The following is an 18,358-nucleotide window of genomic DNA, read 5'->3' on the forward strand; positions in this document are numbered from 1 at the left end:
TCGGTGGGAATCCCTAAATTCCGCCACCTGTCAGCCGCTGGCAGATCAGATCGAGCTGATCGAGCGTGCGATAACGGATCGTTACCGCACCCGAACGCGGATCGGCATCGGTGTTGATCCGCACCGACAGGCCCAGGAACTCCTCCAGATGGCTCTGCACCGCAGCAATATCGGCCGCAGCCCCCGGATCGCGCTCGCCGCGCGCACGGCGCGGGGTGCTGGCGGCAGTACTGCTCCGTCGCGCCAGCCGCTCAACCTCGCGTACCGACAGATGCTTGGCAATCGCCTGCCGGGCGAGTTCGATGGCGTTCTCGACCCCGATCAGCGCCCGGGCGTGACCCATCGAGAGCTGCCCCTCCTCGACCAGTTCGATCACTGCCTCGGGCAAGGCCAGCAGCCGCTGGAGATTGGCCACATGGCTGCGGCTCTTTTCAACCAGCCGGGCAATCTCGGCCTGAGTCAGCCCCTCGCCTTCGGCCAGACGATGATAGGCCCGCGCTTCCTCGATCGGATTGAGGTCCTCGCGCTGGAGGTTTTCAATCAGCGCCAGCGCAGTGATCTCGCGATCATCCAGATCACGGATTATTGCTGGAATTTCATGAAGTTGCGCACGCTGCGCGGCACGCCAGCGACGCTCACCAGCCACCAGCCGCCAGCGCCCTGCCCCATGCGGGGTCACGATGACCGGCTGAATTACTCCGCGCGCGGCGATCGAGGCGGCGAGTTCGGCCAGCGCGGCTTCCTCAAACCGGCGGCGCGGTTGTCCGGGATGCGGCTCGATATCGGCGATTCGCAGCATCGCCATACCCGAGCCGGGCTTTGCCTGTGGCGCAGCATTCAGGCCTGCTGGCGGTGTAACCAGCGGTTCCTCGCGCCGGGTCTCGCCCAGCAGCGCGCCCAGCCCGCGGCCCAGCGCCGGGCGCTTGGCCGGGGTTTCGGCGCGGGGAACGGAAATTCGGACGACCGGATCGTCGCTCATGCGGCTTTCCTTTGCTGCGGGAGACGCGAAATCAGCTCGCGCGCCAGGGCCATATAGGCCTTGCTGCCCGAACAGGTGTGATCATAGATCAGCGCCGGCAAGCCGTGGCTGGGCGCTTCGGAAAGGCGCACGTTGCGCGGGATGACCGCTTCAAACACCAGCTGGCCCAGGCACGAGCGGACATCGTCGGCCACCTGGTCGGTCAGGCGGTTGCGGCGATCGAACATGGTCAGCGCCACCCCGATGATGCCCAGATCGGGATTGAAGCGCTGCTGCACGCGTTCGACCGTCTGGAGCAGCTGCGAAAGCCCCTCCAGCGCGAAAAACTCGCATTGCAGCGGCACCAGCAGCGTGTCTGCGGCGGTCAGCGCGTTAAGCGTCAGCAGCCCCAGCGAAGGCGGGCAATCAATGAACACGATGTCATAGCCGTGTTCCCCGGCCAGCGCCGTGCGCAGACGATCGGTGCGGTTCTCGACCGACACCAGTTCAACTTCGGCGCCCGACAGGTCCTCGGTTGCCGGAACGACATCGAGACCCGGGATCCGCGTTGGCAGCGCGCACTGGCTGAGCGGCAGCTGTTCGATCACCAGGTCGTAGGACGAACTGGTCCGATCCGCCGCTGCGATGCCGATCCCGGTCGAGGCATTGCCCTGCGGATCGAGATCGATCAGCAGGACCTTCCAGCCGGTGGCAGCCATGGCCGTGGCGATATTGATTGCCGTGGTGGTCTTGCCCACCCCGCCCTTCTGGTTGGCGATCGCTACGCGAATCACGGCGTGTTCCCTTTCTTCCCGGCCAATGTGCCGACAATAATGCCGGAATCCGCATCCGTCAGCGATTGTTCCACGTGGAACAGGTGATTCCAGCCCTTGAGCTCTTGCAGTTCCTGCCGAGCCGACCGCCCCTTGGGCAACAGCCAGACGCTCTCCCTTGTGGAGAATCTTGCGGATAGCTCAAGCAATTTGGGTAGCGGAGCAAAGGCCCGTGCCGAAATGGCGCGAAATGGCCGGCTTGGCAGTGCCTCGAGCCGCATGCCGGCGACCGAGGCATTGCCCAGCTCCAGCTCGGCACAGACCCGCTGTAGCCAGTCGATCCGCCGCGCCCGCGATTCGACCATGACCACTTCGCATTCGGGCCGCAGGATGGCGATCACCAGCCCCGGGAAGCCCGCGCCGGTGCCCAGATCAAGCCAGGGCGAGGATGTTTCACGTGGAACATGGGTCAGCAGCTGTGCCGAATCGGCATAGTGCCGGACCCAGACCGAAGCCAGGCTCGCTTCCGCCACCAGGTTCTGGAGCTGGTTCTCGCTGGCCAGCATGGTCGCCAGCGCCTCAAGGCGCGATTCGGCAGCTTCGGTCCATTCGGGCAGACTGCGGAACCAGTCGCGCGCCGCTGCTTCGCTCTCGAGGATCATGCTGCCCGCCTGCGCGCGTGGACCAGCAGCGCGGCGAGCGCGGCGGGGGTAATACCCGGCACGCGTCCGGCCGCCGCCAGCGTGGCGGGCCGCGCGGCGCTCAGCCGTTCGACCATCTCGCGCGATAGCCCGGGGATTGCGCCGTAGGGAAAGTCATCACCCAGCGTCAGGGCTTCGCCGGCACGCAGATCCCTGAGTTCGCTATCCTGCCGGGCCAGATACGGGGCATAGGCCGCATCTTCCTCGATCTCGGCCAGCAGTTCCGCGTCTTCGGGCAGCTCTTCCGACAGCCAGGGGACCAGGTCAGCCAGGCCCACCCCGCCGAACCGCAGCCATTCGCGCAGCGGCAGGCGCCCGGTATCGGCGCGCACCGGCAGCCCGGCAGTGGCCAGTTCGTTGCTGGTCGCGCTCTGCTCCAGCGCCGCGTCGAACCGCTCACGATCAGCCTCGCGGCGGGCGAACCATTCGGCCCGTTCGGCGCCGATGCAGCCGATCTGCAGGCCAAGCGGGGTCAACCGGGTCCCGGCATTGTTGGCACGCAGCCGCAACCGATACTCGGCCCGCGCGGTGAGCATGCGGTAAGGCTCGGTCACGCCGTGCAGCGTCAGGTCGTCGATCATCACCGCCATATAGCTGTTGGCGCGGTCCAGCGCCGGCGGATCGCGGCCCAGCACCGCAGCGGCGGCGTGCAGCCCGGCGACCAGCCCTTGCGCGGCCGCCTCTTCATAACCGGTGGTGCCGTTGATCTGGCCGGCGCAGTAGAGCCCCGGGATCGCCCGCAGTTCCAGGCTGGGGCGCAGTGCGCGCGGATCGATATGGTCATACTCGACTGCATAGCCCGGCACGTCCATCACCACCTGCTCCAGCCCCTCCATCGTCCGCAGCATCGCCAGCTGGACATCGGCGGGCAGCGAGGTGCTGATGCCGTTGGGATAGACCAGGTGGCTGTCGAGACCTTCGGGCTCAAGGAACACCTGATGCCCGTCGCGATCGGCAAAGCGGTGGATCTTGTCCTCGATCGAGGGGCAATAGCGCGGCCCCGAAGCCCCGATCGCGCCCGAGAACAACGGCGAGCGGTGCAGGTTGGCGCGGATCACATCATGACTGGCCGGATTGGTGCGGGTGATCGCGCAGAACAGCTGCGGCAAAGCCCTTCCCGGGCCGAGCGGCGACATGGTCCAGTGCTCGGCATCGCTCGGCTGTTCCTCCAGCCGCGCCCAGTCGATCGTCCGCCCGTCGAGCCGTGGCGGAGTGCCGGTCTTGAGCCGCGCCATCGGCAGATCGGCGGCGCGGAGCTGTTCGGCCAGGCGCTGTGCCGAAGCTTCACCGATCCGTCCGCCAACCAACCGCTCTTCGCCGCGATACAGAATGCCGCCCAGGAAAGTCCCGGTGCACAGCACCACCGCAGGCGCCTCAAGCATGGTGCCATCGGCCAGCTCGACCCCTTGCACAGTGCCACCCGCCAGTCGCAGCGCAGCGGCTTCACCTGCGATCACGGTCAGGTCGCCTTGCCGCTTGAGCAGGTCCTGCACGGCGGCCTTGAAGCGCTTGCGATCGGCCTGAACGCGCGGGCCCTGCACTGCGCTGCCCTTGGACCGGTTGAGCATGCGATAATGGATCGCCCCGGCATCCGCCGCCCGGCCGATGATCCCATCAAAGGCATCGACTTCGCGCACCAGGTGGCCCTTGCCCAGCCCACCGATCGCGGGATTGCAGCTCATCGCGCCGATCGCCGCCGGATCGAAGCTGACCAGCGCGGCATGCGCGCCCATCCGCGCCGCGACCGCAGCGGCCTCAACCCCGGCGTGACCGCCGCCAACTACGATGACATCGAAACGCTGCATGATTGCCCTGCGCCTTAGCGCAGCGATGTTTCACGTGGAACAGGGATTCACCGAAACCGTGCCGATTGATGTTCCACGTGGAACATTCACTTGCCGATGCAGAAGCGCCCGAACAGCGTGTCGAGCATGTCCTCGGTGGTGGTCCGGCCCAGCAGGGCGTCGAAATCGACCCGCGCCAGCCGCAAGCCTTCGGCCGCCAGCAGCGGATCCACCTCACGCCGGGCCTGGCCGAGCGAACGGGCGGCATCGCGCAGCAGGTCGTGCTGGCGCTGGTTGAGCGCGGCCTCGCCCGGTTTGGGCATGGCCTGCCGTGCGGTGGCAATCAGGTCGGCGCGCAATGCGTCGATCCCAGCGCCGCTCAGCGCCGAAATCCGGTGCCGGGCGTGACGTTTGACCAGCGAATCCTCGCGATCGATCTGCGAGGCAATTTCCCAGGCGCCCGGCGGGCCTTCGCCCTCAGGCCCCAGCCACAGCACCAGATCGGCCCGGTCGAGCGCTTCGAGCGCGCGTTCGATCCCGATCGCCTCGACCGCATCGTCGGTCGCATCGTGCAGCCCGGCGGTGTCGGCAAACAAGAAGGGGATCCCCTCATAGCTGACCGGCCGGGTCAGGACATCGCGGGTGGTTCCCGGAATCGGCGTGGCAATGGCCGCATCCGCCTGAACCAACGTGTTGAAAAGTGTGCTTTTTCCAAGATTAGGCGGGCCCGCGATCACCACCCGGAAGCCTTCGCGCAATGCTTCGGCCCGGGGCCGGGTCAGCCAGGCAGCGAGCTGATCTTCAAGCGCCCCGATTCGCATGGCGAAATCGGCCGGCAGGGTCGCGACATCGTCTTCGTCGGCAAAATCGAGCACCGCCTCAAGCGCGGCGGAGAGCTGCAACAGCTCGCCCCGCCAGTGCTCAACCGTGCGCGAAAAGGCCCCGCCCGCCATGGCCATGGCCGATTGGCGCTGCAGCTCGGTTTCCGCCTCCAGCAGATCAGCCAGCCCTTCGGCCTGCGCCAGATCGATCTTGCCATTGGCAAAGGCGCGGCGGGTGAATTCGCCCGGCCCGGCCCGGCGCAATCCCGGCAGCAGCCCCAGCGCCGCCTCGATAGCGGCCACGATCGCCCGCCCGCCGTGGCATTGCAGTTCGGCCACGTTCTCGCCGGTTTCGGTGTTGGGGCCCGGCAACCACAGCACCAGTGCCTCATCAAGCAAGGCGCCCTGCTGGTCGCGCAGCCGGGCCAGGCTGGCGTAGCGCGGCTGCGGCAGGCGACCGGCCAGGGCCTCAAGCGCAGCCCCGGCGCGCGGGCCGCTGATGCGAATCACGCCGATCGCAGCCGGAGGCGCGCCGCTTGACAGGGCAAAGATCGTATCGGTCATGGGCCTGGGGTGAGCGGCGGGATCAGTCCGCGTCCTTCTTCTTGCCGGCCCCGGCGGCAAAGGCGCTGCCGCTTTCCATGAACTGCTGGAACAGCTTCATCCCGACCTGCCCCATCGGCGCCAGGTTCTTGGCGAATTCCTGCACCTGATCGATCGAACCGGCGCCCTTCATCGCTTTCGAGATGGCCTCGATATAGACGCCGTTGGCTTTCGATACGTCGGGCAGGCCCAGAAAGGCGCGGGCCTCTTCGGGGGTGCAGTCGATCTCGACATGGACTTTCATCGCAAACTCCTCACGGCCACCCAGTCTTCCCGCTTCCTTGCTGGCATAGCCCCTTCACAAAGTCCAATGTCGGCTTAGGGAGAAGGCAAATCACAGTTGGAGAGCAAAGCCATGTCAGAGACAGTCCAGATCCCCTCGATCAAGCAAGACGGCGCGATTCCAGCCTATGTCTCGCGCCCCGCCGGAACCGCCAAAGGCGCGATCGTGGTCATCCCCGAAATCTTCGGGGTCAATCCGGGGATTCGCCAGAAGTGCGACAAGTGGGCGGCCAAGGGCTATCTCGCGGTGGCGCCCGATATCTTCTGGCGCTTTGCCCCGGGGGTTGAGCTCAACCCCGATGTCGAAGCCGAACTCAACCAGGCCTTCGGTTATTTCCAGCAGTACGATCCTGCCGACGGGGTCTATGACATCGAGTCGACGATCAAGTGGATCCGCGCCGAAGCCGGCGTCGCCAAGGTCGGCTGCGCGGGTTATTGCCTGGGCGGGCGGCTGGCCTACATGGCCGCCGCGCGCACCGATATCGATGCCTCGGTCGGTTACTACGGGGTGATGATCGATACCATGCTGGATGAAGCGCATCACATCGCCCGGCCGCTGATGCTGCACGTGGCCTGCGAAGACCAGTTCGTTTCAGCCGAGGCCCAGGCCGCGATGCATGCCGGGCTGGACGATCATCCGCGGGTGACGCTGCACGACTATCCCGGCATGCCGCATGGCTTCGCCGCCGAAATGGGCGACCGCCGCCATGATGCCGAAGCCGAGCTGGCCGACAGCCGCACCGAAGCCTTCCTGGCGGAGCATCTGGCATGAGCGCCGCCCAGCAGGGCGTCGCGGCCTGGCACGCCTATATGCAGAGCGGCGGCGATGCAGACCTGCTCGCTGCACAGCTGGCCGACGACGCGGTGTTCCATTCGCCGGTGGTCCACTCCCCCCAGGAAGGCAAGGCCAAGGTGATGCTCTACCTGCTGAGCGCCGCCAAGGTGCTGGGCAACGACAGTTTCCGCTATGTCCGCGAGATCGTCGAGGGCAACGAGGCCTGCCTCGAATTCACCAGCGAGATCGACGGGATCCACATCAACGGGATTGACCTCATCAGCTTTGGAGATGATGGAAAGATCAAGGATTTCAAGGTTATGGTTCGCCCCGTCAAGGCGGTGAACAAACTGTGGGAAATGATGGCGGCGCAGCTTCAGGCGGCTCAGGGCTGAAGCAATCCGCGCAGGAATTCCAGCCGTTCCTCTACTCCCGCAAGTGGCAGGTCGGTCACGTCGTAGCCATAGCGCTGCCAGGCTGCGGTGACTGCGCGGTCGCTTTCAACCGCCTGCTGCCAGTCCTGGATCCGCTCGGCATCCTGGACATAGATTGCAGCCCAGGCCGGCGCGCGCAGTACCGGGCCGTGGTAGCGCAGGGTGCGGCAGGCGCGGTCGATCGCCGGGGGTACGGCCAGCCCTGAAACATCGAGAAACCCGACCACATCGGGAAAGCCGCGATCGAACAGCACCGGTCCGGCGCTGGCGCCATGGCGTTCGAACTCGCGAACATGGGCCTCGAGCATGGCCTCGGCAAAGCCCAGCGGGTCGTGTTCGCGCAGGGCCATTCCGCCGGGCCCCTTGAGCAGTTCGCGCGCGACTTCGGGCGAGGTTGCCAGCCCGGCCGCGGCGGCGGCATCGAGCAGCGTGGTCTTGCCGGCCCCCGGCGCGCCCGTAAGGACCGCATGCCAGGGGAGGACAGGTGCCATCCTATTGGTTCATGGTCGCGAAGAAGTCTTCGTTGGTCTTCGAATCCTTCATCTTGTCGAGCAGGAATTCCATCGCGTCGATGGTGCCCATCTGCATCAGGATCCGGCGCAGCACCCACATCTTGGACAGCTTGTCCTTGCCGACCAGAAGTTCTTCCTTGCGGGTACCCGACTTGCCGACATCGAGACTCGGGAAGATGCGCTTGTCGGCAACCTTGCGGTCAAGCACGATTTCCGAGTTACCGGTGCCCTTGAATTCTTCGAAGATCACTTCGTCCATGCGGCTGCCGGTATCGATCAGCGCGGTGGCGATGATCGACAGCGAACCGCCTTCCTCGATATTGCGCGCGGCGCCGAAGAAGCGCTTGGGACGCTGCAGCGCGTTGGCATCGACACCGCCGGTCAGCACCTTGCCCGAGCTGGGCACCACGGTGTTGTAGGCACGGCCCAGGCGGGTGATCGAATCGAGCAGGATCACCACGTCGCGCTTGTGTTCGACCAGGCGCTTGGCCTTTTCGATCACCATTTCGGCAACTTGGACGTGGCGCGTGGCGGGCTCGTCAAAGGTCGAGGAGATCACCTCGCCCTTCACCGAACGCTGCATGTCGGTCACTTCCTCGGGCCGTTCGTCAACCAGCAGCACCAGCAGGAACACTTCGGGGTGGTTGTCGGTGATCGCCTTGGCGATGTTCTGCAGCAGCACGGTCTTGCCGGTGCGCGGCGGAGCGACGATCAGTGCGCGCTGGCCCTTGCCCTGCGGCGAGATGATGTCGATCACCCGCGCCGACTTGTCCTTGACCGTCGGGTCAAGCGTATCGAGGTTGAGCTTTTCGTCGGGGTAGAGCGGGGTCAGGTTGTCAAAGTTGACGCGGTGGCGGACCACATCGGGATCGTCATAGTTGACGCTGACCAGCTTGGTGATCGCGAAATAGCGCTCGCCATCCTTGGGCGCGCGGATCTCGCCTTCCACGGTATCGCCGGTGCGCAGGCCCCATTTGCGGACCTGGTTGGGCGAAACATAGATATCGTCGGGCCCGGCGAGATAGTTCGCCTCGGGGCTGCGCAGGAATCCGAAACCGTCAGCCAGCACTTCGATCGTGCCCTGGCCGATGATTTCCTCGCCATCCTCGGCAACTTCCTTGAGGATCGCGAACATCAGGTCCTGGCGGCGCAGGGTCGATGCGCCTTCGACGCCCAGCTCTTCGGCCATTTCGACCAGCTCGGCAGAGGTTTTTTTCTTGAGTTCTTTCAGATGCATATTCGTACAAGGTCCATGATGGATTCAGTCTGGAAATGGCCGGCCGATCATGGGGCTTGGAGAAAGCGGATCGTGCCGCGACAAAGGCGCGGTCGCTTGCCGGACAGGGGCCAGATAGGCGCTTGGGGGCGCGAGGTCAATCGCGCAGCGGCATCGACCGGATGATCGCGGCTGCTACTTGGCCGACTTTTCGAGCGCTTTGCCGACCGCTTCGAGTTCGGCCCCGACCTGTTCCATTTCACCGGCGCAGCGGATCAGGTCCGCAGGCATGGCTTGCGTTTCGTAGTTCGGAATCTCGGCAACCCTGGTCAGCGCCCCGGCCAGGTCGAAACCCGGCGCTTCGCCTGCGATCCGGCCCAGATAATAGAACATCATCGTTATCAGGCTGGACTTGTCTTCTTCCTTTTCCAGCCGGTCTCCGGAAAGCGCGATCGCGGCGACGCAGTGCACGTCCTTTTCCAGCTGCGAACCGGGTGTCATCGTTACGGCAGCAGCAGCGGCCATCAGGCTCAGTACGGGCATCGAAAAACTCCAGCAAAGGTCGGGTGCAGGCCGCTCAGAACGGGCGCACCACCACCATGATCACGATCAGCGCAGCGGCGATCCCCGGAACCTCGTTGAGCATCCGCAGTTGCTTGCCCGAAAGGCTACGCTCACCCCGGCCCAGCGCCTTGTGATAACCCGACAGCCAGACGTGATAGGCTGTCAGCGCCAGCACCGCGGCCAGCTTGACGTGGAACCAGCCCTGGCTGAACGCCCCGGTCTGCCACGCCAGCGCCAGCCCCAAGACCCAGGCCACGATCAAGGCCGGCCACAGGATGATCCGCAGCAGTCGCCCCTCACGCTCCAGCCACAGCGCGTTCTCGGGCGATCCTTCGGCTGCTTCCTGATGATAGACGAAATAGCGCGGCAGCATGAACAGCCCGGCCATCCAGAAGATCACGAAGACGATATGGCCCGCCTTGAGCCAGAGATAGGTCATCGACAGCACCCAGTCCATTGCTGCAGCGCCATAAGGCGAAGACAGGGCACAGCTCAAGCCGCAAGATGCATTCGCGTCGCAATTGGCTTTGGAATCCTACGGCTATCACTTTCAACGTGTGCATCAAATGAACACCCTAGGGTTGAATATGGAATTGCTAATGTAACTAAGTTACAATATCATTGTATATTTGTTTTCATAAATTGCGTTTCGTCAATCCAATGAATATCGTTTATTGCTAATATTGTCCTTGTCGAAGGGTTCTCGACCCACCCTTCGCTTGGAGAACAACGATGAAGCGTATTGCAATCCTGATTACCGCCCTGATCGCATCCACCAGCCCTGCCTTGGCTCAGGATGCTGCCGGTCCAGAACGCTGGGACGGTGTCTATGTCGGTGTCAGCGCTGGCGGATCCTGGCTTTCCGGGGACATGAATGCCAGCACGCCCTACAACAATTATAACGGCTTCCCGATCAGCGCGCTTAACGACAGCGCCATAGTTGGCGGCCTCCAAGTCGGCTATAACAAGCAATTTGGCAGCCTTGGTCTGGGCGCAGAAGCCTCGATCAATTTCACCGGCGTGAAGAAGGAATCGACCACCAACGACCCAGGGACGCTGTTCTGGCGCAATAGCAATTTCAATGCGGCAATCGGGCCGCGCGTGACTTTCGCATCATCAAAGCTTGCCCTCTATGGCAAGGGTGGCCTGGCAATCGGCAAATTCGAGGTCGGCCACAATCAGAACGGGACGCTGATTTCTGCTGACGAAACAGCCTATGGCTACATGCTTGGCGGCGGCGCTGATCTGGCAATCGGGCCGAAGCTCTCGCTGGGTCTGCAGTACGAATACATGGATTTCGGCAAGAGCGAGATCCATGTCGTCAGCCCCAACAGCGACATCTTCCTGCAACCGGGCAGCAAGACACACAATGTCAAAGCTGTGGTGAACTACCGCTTCTGATCATCGGTCAGAATCCAACTGGCAGGTCCTGCTTCTCCATCCCTCGGGGAGCAGGACCTCGCTGTTTCAGTCAGTCAGCCGCGCCAGTTCCTGACCAGCGCCAGCAGTTGCCCGACATGTTCCAGCGGGGTGGTCTGCCCGATCCCGTGGCCCAGGTTGAACACATGAGGTCGCGTCGCAAAAGCTTCAAGCACGCGCAGCGCCTGCGTTTCCAGCTCGGCCCCGCCAGCGATCAGCAGCAGCGGATCGAGATTGCCCTGGACTGGCAGACCTTCGGGCAAAGCCCTGGCTGCCCACAGCGGATCGATCGTTTCATCAAGCCCCAGTGCCTGCACCCCGGTTTCGCGGGCATAGGCCGGCAGCTTTTCGCCCGCACCCTTGGGAAAGCCGATCACCGGAACCTGCGGAAAGCGCCGCGCGATTTCGGCAACGATCCGGGCATTGGGGGCGATCACCCAGCGTTCGAACTCGGCCGGCGCCAGGCTGCCGGACCAGCTGTCGAACAGCTGCACCGCCTCGGCCCCGGCCAGGATCTGGCCTGCCAGGTATTCGATCGTCACCGCGGTGATCGCATCGATGATCGCCTGGAACGCCGCCCGGTCACGATAGGCCATGGCCCGCGTCTCGTGCTGGTCGCGGCTGCCCTCGCCCGCCACCATATAGGTCGCGACGGTCCACGGGCTGCCGGCAAAGCCCAGCATGGTCTTGTCAGCAGGCAGCGCCGCCTTGACCAGCTTGACCGTCTCATAGATCGGGGTCAGCCGTTCGGGCACCGCGTTGAGGCTGGCCAGGCCGGCATCGACCAGCCGGGGCGACAGGTGCGGGCCTTCGCCGGCCAGGAATTCCAGATCCTGCCCCATGGCATAGGGCACGATCAGGATGTCGGAAAACAGGATCGCGCCGTCCATACCATAGCGGCGGATCGGCTGCAGGGTGATCTCTGCCGCGGCCGCGCTATCGTAGACCAGCGCCAGAAATCCGCCCTTTTCGGCCCGCAAGGCGCGGTATTCGGGCAGGTAGCGGCCGGCCTGGCGCATCAGCCACGCAGGCCGGGGGCGGACATTCTGGCCGCGCAGGGTATCAAGAAGCAAACCGGGCATCGGGTCTATTCCAATTCAAATCAAATTAGATTCTTAAAAGGATTCTGAAGTTGTTGGCCCTGTGGAAAGCGGGGATTGCGCGCCCTTGCCGGAAATGTCCCGCTGTGAACAGGGCAAAGCGCATCGGGAATCGTAAGTGCGTCGCGTCAAGCGCATCTTATGCCCGCTATCCCCAGCCTGTGGGAAGCGGCATCCACATGTCCACAAGAGTCGCTGAGCGATCCGACCAGCGGGGGTGATACTTGTCCCCGAACTTGTAAGCCCTTCTCTCCCGTGGTTTATGCCGCAAGTCATCCACAGGGGCCCGCATCCACTTCGCCATGCCGCAACTGCACCTTCACCTGCTGTCGGACTCGACCGGCGAAACGCTCGAGATGCTGGCCAAGGCCGCGCTCGCCCAGTTCGAAGGCGCCGAGGTGATGCGCCACTTCTGGCCGATGGTGCGATCGCAGCAGCACCTGGACCGGATCATGGCCGAACTGGCCGCCAATCCGGGGCTGGTGTTCTACACCCTGGTCAACCCCGATACCCGCCGCCGGCTTGAGGAGCACTGCCGCACCCTGGGCCTGCCGGTGGTACCGGTGCTCGATGCCGCGGTCGATGCGCTTGAGGCCGCGCTGGGTCAGCACCCCCGGGCGCGCCCGGGCCGTCAGCACGCGATGGACGAAGCCTATTTCGCCCGGGTCGATGCGATCCACTACACCATCGCCCACGATGACGGGGTCGGCTGGGAGAACTGGGAGGAAGCCGATATCGTGCTGGCCGGCGTTTCGCGCAGTTCGAAGACCCCGACCAGCATCTATCTCGCCAATCGCGGCTACAAGGTCGCCAATATCCCGATCGTGGTCGAAAGCCCCCCGCCCCCGGCGCTTTACGGGCTGAAGCACCCGCTGGTCGTGGGGTTGACCACCGCGCCCGAACGGCTGGTGCAGGTCCGCCGCAACCGCCTGCTCTCGCTGGGCCAGTCGCCCGAAACCTCCTATGTCGATGACGAACGGGTGGCGCGCGAGGTGCAATATGCCAGGCGGATGTTCGCCGATAACGGCTGGCCGGTGATCGACGTGACCCGGCGCTCGATCGAAGAGGCCGCCGCGGCGATCATCAACCTCTACAACGAATTCCTTGCAGCGCGCGAAGGGGCCGAGGGGTGAAGCCATTTCCTACACCTCCGATCTGTGCCAACACTGCGTTCACAGCGCGGAACCGGGCGCTTTTTTGATTTCAGGAACCCTGTGGTCTTTGTGAACTTCCAACCTTTCCCGGCAGGCCGCCCATGCTGATCCTGGCTTCGCAAAGCCAGTCGCGCCGGGCCATGCTCGAGGCGGCGGGAATCGCCTTCGAACCGATTCCGGCGCAGGTCGATGAACGCGCGATCGAAGCCGGACTGGCCGGTGCCGCCGCCGCCGACATCGCCCTCGCGCTGGCCGATGCCAAGGCGCAGGCGGTTTCGGCTGCGGCTCGCGGGCGGCTGGTGCTGGGCAGCGATTCACTGGTCGAGGTCGAGGGGCGCCGGTTCGACAAACCCGCAAACATCGAAGAAGCCGCCGCGCACCTGCGGTTCTTCTCGGGCAAGGTGATGCAGCTCCACAGTGCGGCGGCGCTGGTCCGCGACGGCGTGGTGGTCTGGCGTCATGTTGCGCTGGCCCGGCTGAAAGTGCGCGCACTGTCAGAGCGGTTCATCACCAGCTACCTCGGGCATGAATGGCCGGCTGTGGCGGGCTGTGTCGGCGTGTTCCGGATCGAGGCACGCGGGGTGCAACTGTTCGAGGCGATCGAGGGCGATCACTTTACCGTGCTGGGCATGCCGCTGCTGGCAGTGCTGGGCGCGCTGCGCGAACACGGGGATATGCTGTCGTGAGTCGCCCTTACGCAGAGGTGATCGGTGATCCGATTGCCCAGTCCAAATCGCCACTGATTCACAATTTCTGGCTAGGCAAGCTGGGGATTGATGCCGAATACCGCGCTTGCCATGTAACCAGCGCGCAGCTTGCCGATTATGTGGCCGGGCGGCGGCTTGATCCCGACTGGCGCGGCTGCAACGTCACCATTCCACACAAGGAAGCCGTTCTGGCGCTCGCCGATTTGGCCGATGACAAGGCGTCAGCAATCGGCGCAAGCAATTGCCTGTACCGGGACAGGCAGGGAAGACTGGTTGCGACCAACACGGATGTTGATGGCGTTAATGATGCAATTGCAGGTGTTGATCTCGTCGGAGCAGATGTTTGTGTGCTTGGGTGTGGCGGCGCGGCCCGTTCGGCCTTCCAGGCCCTGAAGGATAGCAGAAGCAATTTGCTCGTCTTGGCCCGCGACCCGGAAAAGGCAGTTCGCGTATCGGCGGCGGCCGGGTACCCCGGCGCCGGTGTGCCGTTTCGAGCGGGAAACACCGCACTGCTTGCGGCTTCGTTGTTCATCAATGCCACCCAGCTCGGCATGGCCGGTCAAGACCCGGTTCCCGACTTCGTCCTGGCTGACCTGGCCGAGATGGACGAAGGCGCACTCGTATTCGACATGGTTTACTCGCCGCTCGACACGTCATTGCTGGTCGAAGCCCGCAAACTAGGCCTTCGCACAACCGACGGACTTGTGATGCTGGTCGGTCAGGCCCGCAGCGCCTTCGAGAAGTTCTTCGGCCAGCCCGCCCCGCGCCAGCATGACGCCGAACTGCGCGCGCTGCTGACCCGATGAGCGTTGATCAATCACCCCTTTGTGAAACTCCGGGGAGGCCCTTCATCCTTGGCCTGACCGGCTCGATCGGTATGGGCAAAAGCGCGGTCGCGGCGATGTTTCGCGGGCTGGGGGTGCCGGTGTTCGATGCCGATGCCGCGGTGCATGAACTACAGGGGCCGGGCGGGGCCTGCGTCGCGCCGATCGAGCGCGCCTTTCCCGGTACCACCGGACCCGCCGGGGTTGACCGGCAGAAACTGGGTGCGGCGGTGTTCGGCAACCCGCAGGCGCTCAAGCTGCTCGAAAGCATCGTCCACCCTGAAGTCGCGGAATTGCGCCGGGCCTTCCTGGCGGACAATGCCGACCGGCCGCTCATCGTGTTCGATATCCCGCTGCTTTACGAAAAGACCGGCCCGCACGGGCTCGATGCGGTGGCGGTGGTCTCGGCCCCCGCCGATCAGCAACGCGAAAGGGTGCTGGCGCGGCCGGGCATGACGGTGGAGAAGTTCGAACAGATCCTGAAGCTACAGGTTCCCGATGCCGAAAAGCGCGCGCGGGCCGATCATGTGATCGATACCGGGGTAAGCCTGGCCGAAACCCGCCATGCGGTAGCACGGCTGGTCCATGCGATCACCGGAGGCGAAAATTCACCGCCAGCCCCCTTGTAACCGCTGGCGAACAGGCAGATATCGGTTTGGTAATGCGTGAGATCATCTTCGATACCGAAACCACCGGGCTTGATCCCAAGACTGGTGACCGGCTGGTCGAGATCGGTTGCATCGAGATGGTCAACCGGGTCACCACGGGGGAGACCTTTCACTGCTATTTCAACCCTGATCGCGATATGCCGGCCGCTGCCGAAGCGGTCCACGGGCTGTCGATCTCGTTCCTGTCGGACAAGCCGCGGTTCCACGAAAAGGCGGCTGATTTCCTCGAATTCATCGGTGAAGACACCAAGCTGGTGGCGCACAACGCCGGGTTCGATTTTGGCTTCGTCAATGCCGAGCTGGAAATGTGCGGACTGCCGCCGCTTGCGCGTGAGCGGATGATTGATACGGTTGCGCTCGCCCGCGCGCGGCACCCCGGCGCCAAGAACTCGCTCGACGCGCTGTGCACCCGCTACGGGATCGACCGCAGCCACCGCACGCTGCACGGCGCGCTGCTTGACGCCGAACTGCTCGCCCAGGTCTATGTCGAGCTGACCGGCGGACGCCAGATCGGGCTTAGCCTGGGTGCCGAATCCGCCGAAATCGAAATTGCGGCGCAGGCCGTGCTGGTGCGCGAACGCCCGTTCCGCGCGCCCCGGCCGCACGCCGCCAGCGCGGCGGAACTTGCCGCCCATGCCCAGTTCCTCGAAACGGTGAAGTCTCCGCTATGGAACGACTGACCCTGTTTCGGAGAAGTTGAAGACAGGAGAAGGTATCCATGGACATTCGCGTATCAGGCCATCAGATCGAAACCGGCGAAGCTCTGCAACAGCATGCCCAGGATCGCCTGGCCGCGATTGTCGGCAAGTACTTTTCCGGGGCGCTGTCCAGCACGGTGACCTTCAACCGCGCCCCGGCCGGCGCGTTCCGTGCCGATATCGTCACCCATGTGATGCAGGGACTGGTGCTCAAGGGTGCGGGGAACGCGCAGGACGCACATGCCGCGCTCGATATCGCAGCCGAAAAGATCGACAAGCAGCTGCGCCGCTACAAGCGCCGCCTGACCGATCACCATGCCCAGTCGGCCCAGGCCGTGCGCCTGGAAGATGCGGGCTACACGGTTTTTGCCGAACCCGATGAAGAGGCCGAGGAAGTGGGTGCCGATGCCCCGGTGGTGATCGCCGAGACCCGGGTGGACGTGCCCGAAACCACCGTTTCCAATGCCGTCATGATGCTCGATTTGCGCAACACCAACGCGCTTTTGTTCAAGAATGCCGGGACCGGCAAGCACAACATGGTCTATCGCCGTGGGGACGGATCGATTGGCTGGGTTGAACCTTCGTGACAGCAGGAGTAAAGGCGCGCGCAATTCCAACAGGTGATGAGGGGGCAGAACAGCGGGGTCATTCCTGCCTCGACTGTCCCTGACCGCACCTTTCGCGCAATTTCTTGGGACACAAGTGCCTGCCATGACTGCACTTTTCACGCTCCTTCCGGAAGCCGTCGGCACGATTGATGCCGATAGCAAGGCCACCATCCTTGATCAGCTGGCGCAGCGATTCGCCGGGGTCTACGGGCTTGATCCCGTGCTCGTGCTCGAACGCCTGGAAGAGCGTGAGAAGCTTGGCAGCACCGGATTCGGCCGCGGTGTGGCGATTCCGCATGCCCGAATTCCCGATCTCGGCCGGCCGGTCGCCACCTTCCTGCGGCTGTCGACCCCGGTCGCTTTCGATGCCGCCGATGGCATGCCGGTCGATCTGGTGTTCGGGCTGCTTTCACCCGAAGCAGCCGGCGCAGCGCACCTTCACGCGCTGGCGGCGATCAGCCGGATGATGCGCGACGAACAGATGCACACCGCGCTGGGCGAAGCGATCGATGCCGAAGCGCTCTATGCGCTGCTGGCCAATTCGATCGATCGCGACGCGGCCTGATATTTGGACGCGCGGCTTCCCGCACACCTTGAAGTGGCCGGTCTGATCCGGGCGGTTGAAGCTGCCGGAGGGTTTGCAGCCGTGCTTAACAAGGGTGAACGCGACGGGGGAACAATCCTTGTCGTCTGCGCCGAAAGGGGCGGAAACCGGCGCCTGTTTGAGCGTATGCCAAGCGCCGAAGGACACCGCGAATGGCGCCTCTCGCACGCGGAAAATGCTGAAAATTCAGACGAATTTAACCAGTACTTGATGCGCCGGTGGGCCCAGGACCCCGATCTGTGGATAGTTGAACTGGACATCGCGAATGGTGAACGGTTCATCGGATTGACATAAATGTCAGCTTGACTTTGTTGCACTGCACAATCAAGGGCCCACCACTTTCGTTGCGCAGGCGGCGTTCGGGGTATTCCAGCCCGGTTCGCTAGCACGCAGACGGGGGGCAGCCGGCAGGATCTCCGGCTTGGGGCATCTGATCATTTAGGCCCCTTCCAGTCCTGCGCGGGCGCGCCAACCGCCCAAGAATGCAGTTTGATGAGTAAGCAGCTTCGCCGTGCCAGTGCGATCGCAGTGGCCGCCATGATTGTTTCGATTGCCTTTAGCGCCAACGGATCCGGCGCCTCCGCGCAGAGCATTGCTGCGGTAACCAAGCAGGACCCGAACCTCCAGATCATCTCCAAGCCGCTCGTTCAGCCGCTTCCCGCCGAGACTGCCCAGTCCGCGGTCGAAGCCGATCGGGCCGAACTTGAACCCGCCCCGATCAAGGCCGCCTCGCTTAATGAGATGGTTGCCGCCCAGCCTCAGCCCGGCGAATTGTCGCGTGAGCTGAATTGCCTGGCCGGCGCGATCTATTTCGAAGCCAAGAGCGAATCGCTGGCCGGCCAGCTGGCCGTTGGCCGGGTGATCGTCGCTCGTTCGAAGTCGGGCCGCTTCCCCAATTCGTACTGCGGCGTGGTGTTCCAGCCCTCGCAGTTCTCGTTCGTGCGCGGTTCGTCGATGCCGGCGATTCCCCGCGCTTCGAAGCAGTGGAAGAATGCCGTGGCGATCGCCCAGATCGCGCATGCCAATTCATGGCGCAGCCCGGTCGAAGGCGCGCTGTTCTTCCACGCCGCCTATGTCAGCCCGGCGTGGCGGCTGACCCGCGTTGGCCGGATCGACAATCACGTTTTCTATCGGTGAGTCTTGGTTTGGTGCG

Annotated in this window: 23 protein-coding genes; 12 read left to right on the forward strand and 11 right to left on the reverse strand. The window is 64.1% G+C overall.

Annotation, left to right across the window (positions count from 1 at the left end; genetic code table 11):
* Positions 1-13 precede the first annotated feature (13 nt).
* The 6 genes from IT549_RS15175 to IT549_RS15200 form a co-directional block, all read right to left on the reverse strand.
* Positions 14-979 (reverse strand): ParB/RepB/Spo0J family partition protein, encoded by a 966-nt coding sequence (locus tag IT549_RS15175; protein ID WP_292974471.1) that lies wholly within the window; start codon positions 977-979, stop codon positions 14-16.
* Entirely contained in the window at positions 976-1,752 is a 777-nt protein-coding gene (locus tag IT549_RS15180; RefSeq protein WP_292974472.1) for a ParA family protein, read from the reverse strand. Before IT549_RS15180 ends, IT549_RS15175 begins: the two co-directional genes overlap by 4 nt.
* Positions 1,749-2,390 (reverse strand): 16S rRNA (guanine(527)-N(7))-methyltransferase RsmG, encoded by a 642-nt coding sequence (rsmG, locus tag IT549_RS15185; protein ID WP_292974661.1) that lies wholly within the window; start codon positions 2,388-2,390, stop codon positions 1,749-1,751. Before rsmG ends, IT549_RS15180 begins: the two co-directional genes overlap by 4 nt.
* Positions 2,390-4,237, reverse strand: coding sequence for a tRNA uridine-5-carboxymethylaminomethyl(34) synthesis enzyme MnmG (mnmG, locus tag IT549_RS15190; protein ID WP_292974473.1), 1,848 nt, complete (start codon positions 4,235-4,237; stop codon positions 2,390-2,392). The genes rsmG and mnmG overlap by 1 nt, the downstream gene beginning before the upstream one ends.
* Positions 4,238-4,323: 86 nt before the next feature.
* A complete protein-coding gene (mnmE, locus tag IT549_RS15195) occupies positions 4,324-5,601 on the reverse strand; it encodes a tRNA uridine-5-carboxymethylaminomethyl(34) synthesis GTPase MnmE (protein ID WP_292974474.1) in 1,278 nt (425 codons plus the stop codon).
* A gap of 22 nt (positions 5,602-5,623) precedes the next feature.
* On the reverse strand, positions 5,624-5,884 hold the full coding sequence (locus IT549_RS15200; protein ID WP_292974475.1) for a DUF6489 family protein: 261 nt from the start codon (positions 5,882-5,884) through the stop codon (positions 5,624-5,626).
* A 111-nt stretch (positions 5,885-5,995) separates the two neighbouring features.
* Between IT549_RS15200 and IT549_RS15205 the strand changes: the two genes are divergently transcribed.
* On the forward strand, positions 5,996-6,694 hold the full coding sequence (locus IT549_RS15205; protein ID WP_292974476.1) for a dienelactone hydrolase family protein: 699 nt from the start codon (positions 5,996-5,998) through the stop codon (positions 6,692-6,694).
* On the forward strand, positions 6,691-7,092 hold the full coding sequence (locus IT549_RS15210; protein ID WP_292974477.1) for a nuclear transport factor 2 family protein: 402 nt from the start codon (positions 6,691-6,693) through the stop codon (positions 7,090-7,092). Before IT549_RS15205 ends, IT549_RS15210 begins: the two co-directional genes overlap by 4 nt.
* On the opposite strand, the gene IT549_RS15215 is transcribed toward IT549_RS15210, so the two are convergent.
* The 4 genes from IT549_RS15215 to IT549_RS15230 form a co-directional block, all read right to left on the reverse strand.
* Positions 7,083-7,622 carry an AAA family ATPase gene (locus IT549_RS15215; RefSeq protein WP_292974478.1) on the reverse strand — a complete coding sequence of 180 codons (540 nt, stop codon included), beginning with the start codon at positions 7,620-7,622 and terminating at the stop codon, positions 7,083-7,085. The genes IT549_RS15210 and IT549_RS15215 overlap by 10 nt on opposite strands.
* 1 nt (position 7,623) lies before the next feature.
* Positions 7,624-8,880 (reverse strand): transcription termination factor Rho, encoded by a 1,257-nt coding sequence (rho, locus tag IT549_RS15220; protein ID WP_292974479.1) that lies wholly within the window; start codon positions 8,878-8,880, stop codon positions 7,624-7,626.
* Between the two features lie 174 nt (positions 8,881-9,054).
* Positions 9,055-9,402 carry a hypothetical protein gene (locus IT549_RS15225; RefSeq protein WP_292974480.1) on the reverse strand — a complete coding sequence of 116 codons (348 nt, stop codon included), beginning with the start codon at positions 9,400-9,402 and terminating at the stop codon, positions 9,055-9,057.
* A 34-nt stretch (positions 9,403-9,436) separates the two neighbouring features.
* Entirely contained in the window at positions 9,437-9,880 is a 444-nt protein-coding gene (locus IT549_RS15230) for a CopD family protein (RefSeq protein ID WP_292974481.1), read from the reverse strand.
* 275 nt (positions 9,881-10,155) lie between these two features.
* Between IT549_RS15230 and IT549_RS15235 the strand changes: the two genes are divergently transcribed.
* Positions 10,156-10,824 (forward strand): outer membrane protein, encoded by a 669-nt coding sequence (locus IT549_RS15235; RefSeq protein ID WP_292974482.1) that lies wholly within the window; start codon positions 10,156-10,158, stop codon positions 10,822-10,824.
* A gap of 74 nt (positions 10,825-10,898) precedes the next feature.
* On the opposite strand, the gene hemE is transcribed toward IT549_RS15235, so the two are convergent.
* Positions 10,899-11,924: a uroporphyrinogen decarboxylase gene (gene hemE / locus IT549_RS15240; protein WP_292974483.1), complete on the reverse strand. Its 1,026-nt coding sequence runs from the start codon at positions 11,922-11,924 to the stop codon at positions 10,899-10,901.
* A 320-nt stretch (positions 11,925-12,244) separates the two neighbouring features.
* Between hemE and IT549_RS15245 the strand changes: the two genes are divergently transcribed.
* The 9 genes from IT549_RS15245 (at position 12,245) to IT549_RS15285 (ending at position 18,342) form a co-directional block, all read left to right on the forward strand.
* Positions 12,245-13,075: a pyruvate, water dikinase regulatory protein gene (locus tag IT549_RS15245; RefSeq protein ID WP_292974484.1), complete on the forward strand. Its 831-nt coding sequence runs from the start codon at positions 12,245-12,247 to the stop codon at positions 13,073-13,075.
* A gap of 122 nt (positions 13,076-13,197) precedes the next feature.
* A complete protein-coding gene (locus IT549_RS15250) occupies positions 13,198-13,782 on the forward strand; it encodes a Maf family protein (protein WP_292974485.1) in 585 nt (194 codons plus the stop codon).
* Entirely contained in the window at positions 13,779-14,609 is an 831-nt protein-coding gene (locus IT549_RS15255) for a shikimate dehydrogenase (protein ID WP_292974486.1), read from the forward strand. Before IT549_RS15250 ends, IT549_RS15255 begins: the two co-directional genes overlap by 4 nt.
* The gene (gene coaE, locus IT549_RS15260; protein WP_292974487.1) at positions 14,606-15,256 is read left to right on the forward strand and encodes a dephospho-CoA kinase; all 651 of its coding nucleotides are present in this window, start codon (positions 14,606-14,608) and stop codon (positions 15,254-15,256) included. The genes IT549_RS15255 and coaE overlap by 4 nt, the downstream gene beginning before the upstream one ends.
* 32 nt (positions 15,257-15,288) lie before the next feature.
* Complete coding sequence (dnaQ, locus tag IT549_RS15265; protein WP_292974488.1) at positions 15,289-15,975, forward strand: DNA polymerase III subunit epsilon; 687 nt, start codon at positions 15,289-15,291, stop codon at positions 15,973-15,975.
* Between the two features lie 38 nt (positions 15,976-16,013).
* Positions 16,014-16,580 carry a ribosome-associated translation inhibitor RaiA gene (gene raiA / locus IT549_RS15270; RefSeq protein ID WP_292974489.1) on the forward strand — a complete coding sequence of 189 codons (567 nt, stop codon included), beginning with the start codon at positions 16,014-16,016 and terminating at the stop codon, positions 16,578-16,580.
* Between the two features lie 124 nt (positions 16,581-16,704).
* Positions 16,705-17,166 carry a PTS sugar transporter subunit IIA gene (locus tag IT549_RS15275; protein ID WP_292974490.1) on the forward strand — a complete coding sequence of 154 codons (462 nt, stop codon included), beginning with the start codon at positions 16,705-16,707 and terminating at the stop codon, positions 17,164-17,166.
* Between the two features lie 3 nt (positions 17,167-17,169).
* On the forward strand, positions 17,170-17,499 hold the full coding sequence (locus tag IT549_RS15280) for a DUF1491 family protein (protein ID WP_292974491.1): 330 nt from the start codon (positions 17,170-17,172) through the stop codon (positions 17,497-17,499).
* A gap of 198 nt (positions 17,500-17,697) precedes the next feature.
* The gene (locus IT549_RS15285; RefSeq protein WP_292974492.1) at positions 17,698-18,342 is read left to right on the forward strand and encodes a cell wall hydrolase; all 645 of its coding nucleotides are present in this window, start codon (positions 17,698-17,700) and stop codon (positions 18,340-18,342) included.
* Positions 18,343-18,358 lie beyond the last annotated feature (16 nt).

This window comes from Novosphingobium sp. (assembly GCF_020852455.1).
In the GTDB taxonomy this organism is placed as follows: Bacteria; Pseudomonadota; Alphaproteobacteria; order Sphingomonadales; family Sphingomonadaceae; genus Novosphingobium.

Bases quoted from the DNA above. Each gene is read 5' to 3' on its own strand.
- IT549_RS15175 (WP_292974471.1), bottom strand. From the start codon at position 979: ATGAGCGACGATCCGGTCGTCCGAATTTCCGTTCCCCGCGCCGAAACC.
- mnmG (WP_292974473.1), bottom strand. From the start codon at position 4,237: ATGCAGCGTTTCGATGTCATCGTAGTTGGCGGCGGTCACGCCGGGGTT.
- mnmE (WP_292974474.1), bottom strand. From the start codon at position 5,601: ATGACCGATACGATCTTTGCCCTGTCAAGCGGCGCGCCTCCGGCTGCG.
- IT549_RS15200 (WP_292974475.1), bottom strand. From the start codon at position 5,884: ATGAAAGTCCATGTCGAGATCGACTGCACCCCCGAAGAGGCCCGCGCC.
- IT549_RS15205 (WP_292974476.1), top strand. From the start codon at position 5,996: ATGTCAGAGACAGTCCAGATCCCCTCGATCAAGCAAGACGGCGCGATT.
- IT549_RS15210 (WP_292974477.1), top strand. From the start codon at position 6,691: ATGAGCGCCGCCCAGCAGGGCGTCGCGGCCTGGCACGCCTATATGCAG.
- IT549_RS15215 (WP_292974478.1), bottom strand. From the start codon at position 7,622: ATGGCACCTGTCCTCCCCTGGCATGCGGTCCTTACGGGCGCGCCGGGG.
- rho (WP_292974479.1), bottom strand. From the start codon at position 8,880: ATGCATCTGAAAGAACTCAAGAAAAAAACCTCTGCCGAGCTGGTCGAA.
- IT549_RS15225 (WP_292974480.1), bottom strand. From the start codon at position 9,402: ATGCCCGTACTGAGCCTGATGGCCGCTGCTGCTGCCGTAACGATGACA.
- IT549_RS15230 (WP_292974481.1), bottom strand. From the start codon at position 9,880: ATGGACTGGGTGCTGTCGATGACCTATCTCTGGCTCAAGGCGGGCCAT.
- IT549_RS15235 (WP_292974482.1), top strand. From the start codon at position 10,156: ATGAAGCGTATTGCAATCCTGATTACCGCCCTGATCGCATCCACCAGC.
- hemE (WP_292974483.1), bottom strand. From the start codon at position 11,924: ATGCCCGGTTTGCTTCTTGATACCCTGCGCGGCCAGAATGTCCGCCCC.
- IT549_RS15245 (WP_292974484.1), top strand. From the start codon at position 12,245: ATGCCGCAACTGCACCTTCACCTGCTGTCGGACTCGACCGGCGAAACG.
- IT549_RS15250 (WP_292974485.1), top strand. From the start codon at position 13,198: ATGCTGATCCTGGCTTCGCAAAGCCAGTCGCGCCGGGCCATGCTCGAG.
- coaE (WP_292974487.1), top strand. From the start codon at position 14,606: ATGAGCGTTGATCAATCACCCCTTTGTGAAACTCCGGGGAGGCCCTTC.
- dnaQ (WP_292974488.1), top strand. From the start codon at position 15,289: ATGCGTGAGATCATCTTCGATACCGAAACCACCGGGCTTGATCCCAAG.
- raiA (WP_292974489.1), top strand. From the start codon at position 16,014: ATGGACATTCGCGTATCAGGCCATCAGATCGAAACCGGCGAAGCTCTG.
- IT549_RS15275 (WP_292974490.1), top strand. From the start codon at position 16,705: ATGACTGCACTTTTCACGCTCCTTCCGGAAGCCGTCGGCACGATTGAT.
- IT549_RS15285 (WP_292974492.1), top strand. From the start codon at position 17,698: ATGAGTAAGCAGCTTCGCCGTGCCAGTGCGATCGCAGTGGCCGCCATG.